General features: G+C 71.1%; 7 protein-coding genes. 5 read left to right on the top strand and 2 right to left on the bottom strand.

The genetic code is table 11. From position 1 onward, the window contains the following. Window positions 1-61 precede the first annotated feature (61 nt). Window positions 62-1,138, bottom strand: coding sequence for a uroporphyrinogen decarboxylase (gene hemE / locus IE136_RS23970; RefSeq protein WP_158991536.1), 1,077 nt, complete (start codon window positions 1,136-1,138; stop codon window positions 62-64). Between the two features lie 92 nt (window positions 1,139-1,230). Between hemE and IE136_RS23965 the strand changes: the two genes are divergently transcribed. From IE136_RS23965 to IE136_RS23955, 3 genes are all read left to right on the top strand, one after another. Then, the gene (locus tag IE136_RS23965; protein WP_189601366.1) at window positions 1,231-1,935 is read left to right on the top strand and encodes a DUF3000 domain-containing protein; all 705 of its coding nucleotides are present in this window, start codon (window positions 1,231-1,233) and stop codon (window positions 1,933-1,935) included. A gap of 211 nt (window positions 1,936-2,146) precedes the next feature. Continuing rightward, on the top strand, window positions 2,147-2,812 hold the full coding sequence (locus IE136_RS23960; RefSeq protein ID WP_006345827.1) for a response regulator transcription factor: 666 nt from the start codon (window positions 2,147-2,149) through the stop codon (window positions 2,810-2,812). Window positions 2,813-2,925: 113 nt separating this feature from the next. Further along, window positions 2,926-4,212 (top strand): ribonuclease D, encoded by a 1,287-nt coding sequence (locus IE136_RS23955; protein WP_158991533.1) that lies wholly within the window; start codon window positions 2,926-2,928, stop codon window positions 4,210-4,212. A 50-nt stretch (window positions 4,213-4,262) separates the two neighbouring features. Here the strand turns inward: IE136_RS23955 and IE136_RS23950 are convergent, their stop codons facing one another. After that, the gene (locus IE136_RS23950) at window positions 4,263-5,390 is read right to left on the bottom strand and encodes an alpha/beta fold hydrolase (RefSeq protein ID WP_189601365.1); all 1,128 of its coding nucleotides are present in this window, start codon (window positions 5,388-5,390) and stop codon (window positions 4,263-4,265) included. A 227-nt stretch (window positions 5,391-5,617) separates the two neighbouring features. Between IE136_RS23950 and IE136_RS23945 the strand changes: the two genes are divergently transcribed. Both IE136_RS23945 and IE136_RS23940 read left to right on the top strand, forming a co-directional pair. Beyond that, entirely contained in the window at window positions 5,618-6,844 is a 1,227-nt protein-coding gene (locus IE136_RS23945; protein WP_158991531.1) for a thiolase family protein, read from the top strand. Beyond that, window positions 6,841-8,970: a 3-hydroxyacyl-CoA dehydrogenase NAD-binding domain-containing protein gene (locus IE136_RS23940; RefSeq protein WP_158991528.1), complete on the top strand. Its 2,130-nt coding sequence runs from the start codon at window positions 6,841-6,843 to the stop codon at window positions 8,968-8,970. The genes IE136_RS23945 and IE136_RS23940 overlap by 4 nt, the downstream gene beginning before the upstream one ends. Window positions 8,971-9,016: the final 46 nt, after the last annotated feature.

Below are 9,016 nucleotides of genomic sequence, written 5' to 3'. Positions count from 1 at the left end.
CGGCCCGCCACCCCGGACAGAAGGGGTGGCGGGCCGGGGCCGTACCGTGTCCGTCGCGCCGTCAGACGGCGGTGCGGGTGTGGACGTACTCCACCAGTCGCGTCAGCGCGTCCGGGTCGGTCGTCGGCAGCACGCCGTGACCCAGGTTGAAGACGTGCCCTTCGAGACCCTTCGCGGCGGCCAGGACGTCGTCCGTCTTCGCCTCCACGGCCTCCCGCGAGGAGAAGAGCACGGCGGGGTCGAGGTTGCCCTGGAGCGCCTTGCCGGGGCCGACGCGGCGGGCGGCCTCGTCCAGCGGGACGCGCCAGTCGACGCCCACGACGTCCGCGCCCGCCTCGCCCATGAGGCCGAGCAGCTCACCCGTACCGACGCCGAAGTGGATGCGCGGGACGCCGTACGGGGCGACCGCGTCGAAGACCTTGGTGGACGCGGGCATCACGGAGCGGCGGTAGTCGGCGGGGGCCAGGGCGCCCACCCAGGAGTCGAAGAGCTGGACGGCGGAGACGCCGGCCTCGATCTGGACCTTGAGGAAGGCCGAGGTGATCTCGGCGAGGCGGTCGAGCAGATCGGCCCACAGCTCCGGGTCGCCGTACATCAGCGCCTTGGTGTGCTCGTGGTTGCGGGACGGACCGCCCTCCACGAGGTAGCTCGCGAGGGTGAAAGGTGCGCCCGCGAAGCCGATGAGCGGGGTGGAGCCCAGCTCGCCGGTGAGCATCCCGATGGCCTCGGTGACGTAGCGGACGTCGTCGGGGGTCAGGTCGCGCAGCCGGGCCAGGTCGGCCCGGGTGCGGATGGGCTCGGCGACGACCGGGCCGACGCCGGGCTTGATGTCGAGGTCGATGCCGATGGCCTTGAGCGGGACGACGATGTCGCTGAAGAAGATCGCCGCGTCCACCTTGTGACGGCGCACGGGCTGCAGCGTGATCTCGGTGACCAGCTCGGGCCGCATGCAGGACTCGAGCATCGGGATGCCCTCGCGGACCTTCAGGTACTCGGGCAGCGAGCGCCCCGCCTGCCGCATGAACCAGACCGGCGTGTGCGGCACCGGCTCCCGCCTGCACGCCTTCAGGAACGGGGAGTCGTACGTCTGCGCTGGCGGCTGTGTCCGCTGGCCCGAGGGGCTGTCGTTGGCACTCACGCCCAGAATCTTCGCATGTGCGCTGAAAGCCGCTCGCCCGGGCCGGGTGTCCCTCCCTGCGCGACGCCCCCGTTCCGCCTACTCTTCCCCGCATGGCTGCGGCTCAGGGACATTTTTCCGATCATTCCGACGGCGACGGAGGGGCGGGCGACACGGCGGGCACCACCTCGAACGGCACGGAGGTGAACCCGGTGCCGCCCGCTTTCCGGCGGGCGGTGGAGGCACTGCGTGCGGCCCGGCTGCGGCCGGAGATCGAGATCGATCCGACCCGGCCGCCGCAGCGGCTGGCCCCGCACGCGTACGCGCTCGAGGCGGCCGTCGTCGAGGGTGAGGAGGACCTGGCCGACGGCCGGCTCGTCCTGCTGCACGATCCGGCCGGACACGACGCCTGGAAGGGCACCTTCCGGCTGGTGACGCTGGTCCGGGCGGAACTGGAGCCCGAGATGGCGGCGGACCCGCTGCTTCCGGAGGTCTGCTGGTCCTGGCTGACGGGCGCGCTGGACGCGCGCGGGCTGGGGTACGGAGAGGCGAGCGGTACGGTCACCCAGGCGGGGTCCCACTACTTCGGCGGGCTCGCGGAGCGGCGCCCGGCGACCCAGATCGAGATCCGTGCGTCCTGGACCCCCCAGGAGGGGGGGGCGGGGGTGCCGGACACGGGGGCGCATCTGGCGGCCTGGTGCGATCTGCTCTGCCAGGTCGCGGGCCTGCCGCCGACCGTGGCGGATCCGGGGGCGGGCACGACCTCGGGCGCGGGCATCGTCTCGCTGCCCCAGCGCAGGGGCCCGCAGCAGCCTTAGGGGCGCTCTCCGGGGTCCTCCGAACGGAGGCTCACTCGTAGGATGATCGATCACGCGTCCGAATTGCCCGAATTGTTACTCAGCAAATCGTGATCTTTCCCTAAAGGCGGGCGCCCGAGCTGCCGAAGAGGTCAATGACCCCTTCACCGCACGGGTCGCCCCCGGTTTCTTCCCCGAGCCGGCTCCGTCCCGCATCTCCCCAGGAGGCCGTGTGTCCGTTCTCCTCGAGCAGCCCGCAAGCCTGGTCGCCTATCGACCGAACAAGCCGACCGCCATGGTCGTCGTGGCCGACCCGCGCGTCCGCTCCACCGTCACCCGCCACCTGTGGGCCCTTGGAGTACGCGACGTCATCGAGGCGTCCTCCATCGCGGAGGCCCGCCCCCGCATCGGGAACCCCCGCGACATCTGCGTGGCCGACGTCCACCTCCCCGACGGCAGCGGCCTCACGCTGCTGTCCGAAACCCGCGCGGCGGGCTGGCCCAACGGCCTCGCCCTCTCCGCGGCCGACGACATCGGTGCCGTACGCAACGCCCTGGCCGGCGGCGTCAAGGGCTACGTCGTCACCGGTACGCGTACGAACATCGGGCACCCCACCCGCCCCGGCGCCGCCCCCATCGGCGCCGCGGCCGCCCGCCTCGGCCACCGCCGCCCCCCGGGTGCCCCGAGCCACCCGGGCGGCTACCGCGAGCTCTCCGGCCGTGAGGTCGAGGTGCTCCGGCTGGTCGCCGAAGGCCAGTCGAACAAGGCCATCGGCGTCTCGATGGGCCTGTCCGCGCTGACCGTGAAGAGCCACCTCGCCCGCATCGCCCGCAAGCTGGGCACCGGCGACCGCGCCGGCATGGTCGCGGTGGCGCTGCGCACCGGGATCATCCACTGAACGGGACGGCTTCCCCGCCCCCGACGGCTCCCTGAGCGGTCGAGGAAAGATCGGCGCCTGTCGACGGAACGTTCCGTCGGCAGGCGCTTGCCGTTCACAGATACCCTTGACACGTGACCGACGCCCAAGAGACCGCAGCAGACACAGCACTGCGAACCACCGGGGGCGCTCCCCCGGACGACGACGTCCCTGCGAATGGGCTGCCGATCCCGCTGCTGGAGCCCCGTGAAGGCATTCCGCCGGTGGTCGCGAGCGACGACGCCCTGCGGGACGTCATCGCCGCCTTCGCCGCCGGCCGGGGCCCCGTCGCCGTCGACGCCGAGCGCGCCTCCGGCTACCGCTACGGCCAGCGCGCCTACCTCGTCCAGCTCCGCCGCGAGGGCGCCGGGACCGCGCTCGTCGACCCCGTGGGCTGCCCGGACCTGTCCGGCCTCGGAGAGGCGCTCGCCGGGACCGAGTGGATCCTGCACGCGGCGACCCAGGACCTGCCCTGCCTGCGGGACATAGGCATGGTGCCGTCGCGGCTGTTCGACACCGAGCTGGCCGGCCGGCTCGCCGGCTTCCCCCGCGTCGGGCTCGGCGCGATGGTCGAGTCCGTCCTCGGCTACGCCCTGGAGAAGGGCCACTCCGCCGTCGACTGGTCCACCCGTCCGCTGCCCGAGCCCTGGCTCCGGTACGCCGCGCTGGACGTCGAGCTCCTCGTCGACCTGCGTGACGCGCTGGAGAAGGAACTCGACCGGCAGGGCAAGCTGGAGTGGGCCCACCAGGAGTTCGACGCCATCGCCGCGGCCCCGCCCGCGGGGCCGCGAAAGGACCCGTGGCGGCGTACGTCCGGCATGCACAAGGTGCGGCGCCGTCGCCAGATGGCGGTCGTGCGCGAGCTGTGGACGGCGCGGGACCGGATCGCCCAGAAGCGCGACGTCTCGCCGGGCAAGGTGCTCAGCGACGCGGCGATCGTGGAAGCCGCCCTCGCGGTGCCGGCGAACGTCGCCGCCCTGACGGCGCTGCCGGGCTTCGGCCACCGCATGGGCCGGCGCCAGCTGGAGCAGTGGCAGGCGGCCGTGGACCGCGCGAAGGCGCTCCCGGACCTCGAGCTGCCCCAGCCTGGCCAGCCGCTCGCCGGACCGCCGCCGCCGCGCGCGTGGGTGGACAAGGACCCGGTGGCCGCGGCTCGCCTGTCGGCGGCGCGTACCGCGATCTCGGCCCTCGCGGAGGAGCTGAACCTCCCCCAGGAGAACCTGATCACCCCGGACACGGTCCGCCGCGTCTGCTGGGAGCCGCCGGCCGAGGTCACGGCCGAGTCGGTGGCCGATGTACTCGCCGGGTACGGAGCACGGCTCTGGCAGATCGAGCTCGTCACGCCGGTACTGGTGACCGCTCTGACGAGCGCGAAGGGCTGACCTGACGGCCCTGGAGCCCCCGGTCGCACGCGGCCGGGGGCTCCGTCGTCCTACGGGGCCGGGCTGAGGCCGCCGTTCGTGTCCATGTCGAAGACGCCCTGGGTCTTGCCGTCCACCTTGAGGTGCTTGAGCCAGTGCTTCGAGAGGTTGTGCACGTTCTTGTGCTGCATCTCCCACACCACCGAATGCCCCGCGCAGGCCAGCTTGACCATCAGCTTGTGCGAGCCCGCGACGGCGTTGTAGAGCGCGGGGACGGAGAAGTTGAGCTCCGGGTCCGAGCTGGGCGGTGACGTGTTCACCTGCCTGTCGTGCTCCCCGTACACGATCAGTACGGGCACGCTTCCGCCGAGCACGCCGCCTTGCGCCGCGGTGGTCTTGTTCCATCCCCACCGGACGAAGTTCCGGATCCGGTTGAGGCCCTCGGGCGGCCCCCACGTCCTGCCGACCGGGTCATTGTCCATGATCGCGGCCCACGCCCGTTCGACCATGCCCGGTTCGCGCTGGCCCTCGCACCGCAGCTCCGCGTTCCACCCCGACTCGACGCTCCATCGCGTGCCCAGGAACATCGGGGAGCCGGGCAGCGGCAGCGGGCTCGGTGGGGTCGAGGTGGCCGCGGGCGGGAAGATCGGCGCCAGGAGGAACAGGCTCTCCACCCTGCCGGGGTTCTTGACCGCGTACGGGCCCATGGTGAACGCGGCCGCGGACCAGCCGATGAACGCGACCTTCTCCACATGGCGTTTCTCGCGGATCCACTCCACGACCGTGTGCAGCTCGGCCTGGTCGCTGGACGAGTTGTTCAGCTGACGGTCGTAGTTCACCGGCCCCGGGGTGAAGCCGGGCGGTCGTGGCGTCAGAAGGGCCTGGTTCCCGGGGCTGGCGTTGCGCGGGTCGCCCATCTTGGGGCGCGGCGACAGTCCGGAACCCTGGAGGTCCATCATGAAGACGTCGTAGCCCGCCTTGGCCAGGGCATCGGCCCAGCTGTACGTCTTGTACGGGAGGTCGAAGCCGGCGAGCACGGGAACGCTCCGTCCGTGCAGCATGAGGACGGCCTTGCGCTCCGCGAGGTGCCCGAGGGAGGTGCCGTCGCGCTCGCGCACGAAGAGGTCGACCATCTGGCCCTCGTTCGCGGGGACGGTGGACTTGTGCCGGATCGCGTGGTCGGTCACGGTGACGGGCATGGGAATCCGTTCTGTGGGCTCGGTGCGGGGAGGAGACCCCGACCAGGCCAGGCTCGGCGCGGGCGGCCGTCCACGCCACAGAAGGGCGCCCGGTGGTGTGACCTTCACCGCTCCGGGCGGGGGGACTGTGCAGCATGGTTACCCACAAGTAGCATGGGGGAGCAAGCGCGCGCTTAGGCGTGCGCCGCAGCAGTGCAGTGCCATCCCGCACCTGGAGGAGAGCCATCGTGCCTCGTACCGTCAGGGACGTCGTCTTCGTCGACGGCGTCCGCACCCCGTTCGGCAAGGCGGGCCCGAAGGGCATCTACCACGAGACCCGCGCCGACGATCTCGTCGTGAAGGCCATCCGGGAGCTGCTGCGGCGCAACCCCGGCCTCGACCCCGCGAAGATCGACGAGGTCGCCATCGCCGCGACCACGCAGATCGGTGACCAGGGTCTGACCCTCGGCCGCACCGCCGGCATCCTCGCCGGACTGCCGCAGTCCGTTCCGGGCTACTCCATCGACCGCATGTGCGCCGGCGCCCTCACCGCCGTGACCAGCGTCGCCGGTTCGATCGCCTTCGGCGCCTACGACGCCGTCATCGCCGGTGGTGTCGAGCACATGGGCCGCCACCCCATGGGTGAGGGCGTCGACCCGAACCCGCGCTTCGTGTCGGAGAAGCTCGTCGACGAGTCCGCCCTGTTCATGGGCATGACCGCCGAGAACCTGCACGACCGCTACCCGAGCATCACCAAGCAGCGCGCCGACGAGTACGCCGTGCGCTCGCAGGAGAAGGCCGCCAAGGCGTACGCCGACGGCAAGATCCAGCAGGACCTGGTGCCGGTCTCGGTCCGCCGCACCAACGCCGAGGCCGGCGAGACCGGCTGGGGCCTGGTCACCGCCGACGAGCCGATGCGCCCGGGCACGACCCTGGAGTCGCTGGCCGGCCTGAAGACGCCGTTCCGCGTCCACGGCAACGTCACCGCCGGTAACGCCGCTGGTCTCAACGACGGCGCCACCGCCTCGATCATCGCCTCCGAGGACTTCGCCCGCGAGAACGACCTCCCGGTGAAGATGCGCCTCGTCTCGTACGCCTTCGCCGGCGTCGAGCCCGAGGTCATGGGCTACGGCCCGATCCCGGCCACCGAGAAGGCCCTCGCGAAGGCTGGCCTGTCGATCGAGGACATCAACCTCTTCGAGATCAACGAGGCGTTCGCGGTCCAGGTCCTTGCCTTCCTGGAGCACTACGGCATCGCCGACGACGACGCCCGCGTCAACCAGTACGGCGGCGCGATCGCCTACGGTCACCCGCTGGCCTCCTCCGGTGTGCGTCTGATGACGCAGCTGGCCCGCCAGTTCGAGGAGCAGCCGGAGGTCCGCTACGGCCTCACCACCATGTGCGTCGGCTTCGGCATGGGCGCCACGGTCATCTGGGAGAACCCGAACCACAAGGACGCCGGAGGCAGCAAGTGAGCACCACCGCTGAGCTTTTGAAGGGTGCGGCCGAGCTGTTCCCGGACGAGGTCGTCACCAGCGCCCACGTACGGCACTTCGAACTCCCCGCGGGCGCGGGCCGGTTCGCGCTGATCACGCTGGACAACGGCTTCGACCACACCAAGCCGACCACCTTCGGCCCGCAGTCGCTGGCCAACCTCAACCTGGCCATCGACCAGGTCGAGAAGGAGGCGGCCGAGGGCGCCATCGTCGGCGTCGGCATCACCGGCAAGCCGTTCATCTTCGCCGTCGGCGCCGACCTCAAGGGTGTCGAGCTGCTGAAGCGCCACGAGGACGCGCTCGCCATCGGCAAGGGCGGCCACGACGTCTTCAAGCGCCTCTCCGCGCTCGCCGTGCCGACCTTCGCGTACTACAACGGCGCGGCCATGGGCGGCGGTGTCGAGGTTGGTCTGCACTGCACCTACCGCACCGTCTCCAAGGCCCTGCCGGCCTTCTCGCTGCCCGAGGTCTTCCTCGGTCTGGTCCCCGGCTGGGGCGGCTGCGCGATCCTGCCGAACCTGATCGGTGCCGACAAGGCGGTCTCGGTCATCATCGAGAACTCGCTGAACCAGAACCGTCAGCTCAAGGGCAAGCAGGTCTTCGAACTCGGCATCGCCGACGCGATCTTCGAGGGCGCCGACTTCCTGGAGCAGTCGCTGATCTGGACGGCCTCCGTCCTCAACGGGACCGTCACGGTCGAGCGTCCCGAGATCGACCGCGGTGAGGGCTGGGACCAGGCCGTCGCCAAGGGCCGGTTCATCGCCGACTCCAAGGTGCACGGCGCTGCTCCGGCCGCGTACCGCGCCCTGGACATCATCGAGGCGTCCAAGGACGGCGACCTGCAGAAGGGCTTCGACGCCGAGGACCAGGCCCTCGCGGACCTGATCATGGGCGGCGAGCTGCGCTCCGGCATCTACGCCTTCAACCTGGTGCAGAAGCGCGCCAAGCGCCCGGCCGGCGCTCCGGACAAGTCGCTGGCCCGCCCGGTCACCAAGGTCGGTGTCGTCGGCGCCGGTCTGATGGCCTCGCAGCTGGCCCTGCTCTTCCTGCGCCGCCTGGAGGTGCCGGTCGTCCTGACCGACATCGACCAGGAGCGGGTCGACAAGGGCGTGGGCTACGTCCACGCCGAGATCGAGAAGCTGCTCGGCAAGGGCCGGATCAACCAGGACAAGGCCAACCGTCTCAAGGGCCTGGTCTCCGGTGTCCTGGACAAGGCCGAGGGCTTCGCGGACGCGGACTTCATCATCGAGGCCGTGTTCGAGGAGATGAGCGTCAAGCAGAAGGTGTTCGCGGAGGTCGAGGCGGTCGCCCCGGCGCACGCGATCCTCGCCACCAACACCTCCTCGCTCTCCGTCTCGGAGATGGCCTCCAAGCTCCAGCACCCGGAGCGTGTGGTCGGCTTCCACTTCTTCAACCCGGTCGCGATCCTCCCGCTCCTGGAGATCGTGCGCGGCGAGAAGACGGACGACGCCTCGCTCGCCACCGCCTTCGGCGTGGCGAAGAAGCTGAAGAAGACCGCGGTCCTCACCAAGGACGCCCCGGCGTTCGTCGTGAACCGCATCCTGACCCGCTTCATGGGCGAGATCCAGAACGTCATCGACGAGGGCACCCCGGTCGAGACGGCCGAGAAGGCCATCGAGCCGCTCGGCCTGCCGATGTCGCCGCTGGTTCTCCTGGAGCTGGTCGGCCCGGCCATCGGCCTGCACGTCTCGGAGACGCTCAACAAGGCGTTCCCGGACCGCTTCACGGTCTCCCCGAACCTCGCCGCCGTCGTCAAGGCGGGCAAGCGCGGCTTCTACGTCTACGACTCCGGCAAGCCGGAGCTGGACCCCGAGGTCGCCGCGCTCCTCAAGCAGGGCGATGTCGTCCTGACCGAGGAGCAGGTCCGCGACCGCGTCCTGGACGCGGTCGCGCAGGAGATCGGCCTGATGCTGGAGGAGGGTGTCGTCGCCGAGGCGCAGGACATCGACCTCTGCCTGATCACGGGCGCCGGCTGGCCCTTCCACCTGGGCGGCATCACGCCGTACCTGGACCGTGAGGGCGTCTCGGAGCGGGTGAACGGGAAGCGCTTCCTGCCCCAGGGCGTGGCGAGCGTTCCCGCGTAACGACGGCCGCACGCGCGACCGACGGCCCCGGCACCTCTTCCTGGTG

The organism is Streptomyces lateritius, from assembly GCF_014649715.1.
GTDB classification, from domain to species: Bacteria; Actinomycetota; Actinomycetes; order Streptomycetales; family Streptomycetaceae; genus Streptomyces; species Streptomyces lateritius.
The sequence above is the reverse complement of the archived record's forward strand: the minus strand, read 5'-3'. Positions and strand labels throughout refer to the sequence as shown.

Coding starts and splice junctions, on each gene's coding strand:
- IE136_RS23965 (WP_189601366.1), top strand. CDS start 1,231: ATGGCTGCGGCTCAGGGACATTTTTCCGATCATTCCGACGGCGACGGA.
- IE136_RS23950 (WP_189601365.1), bottom strand. CDS start 5,390: ATGCCCGTCACCGTGACCGACCACGCGATCCGGCACAAGTCCACCGTC.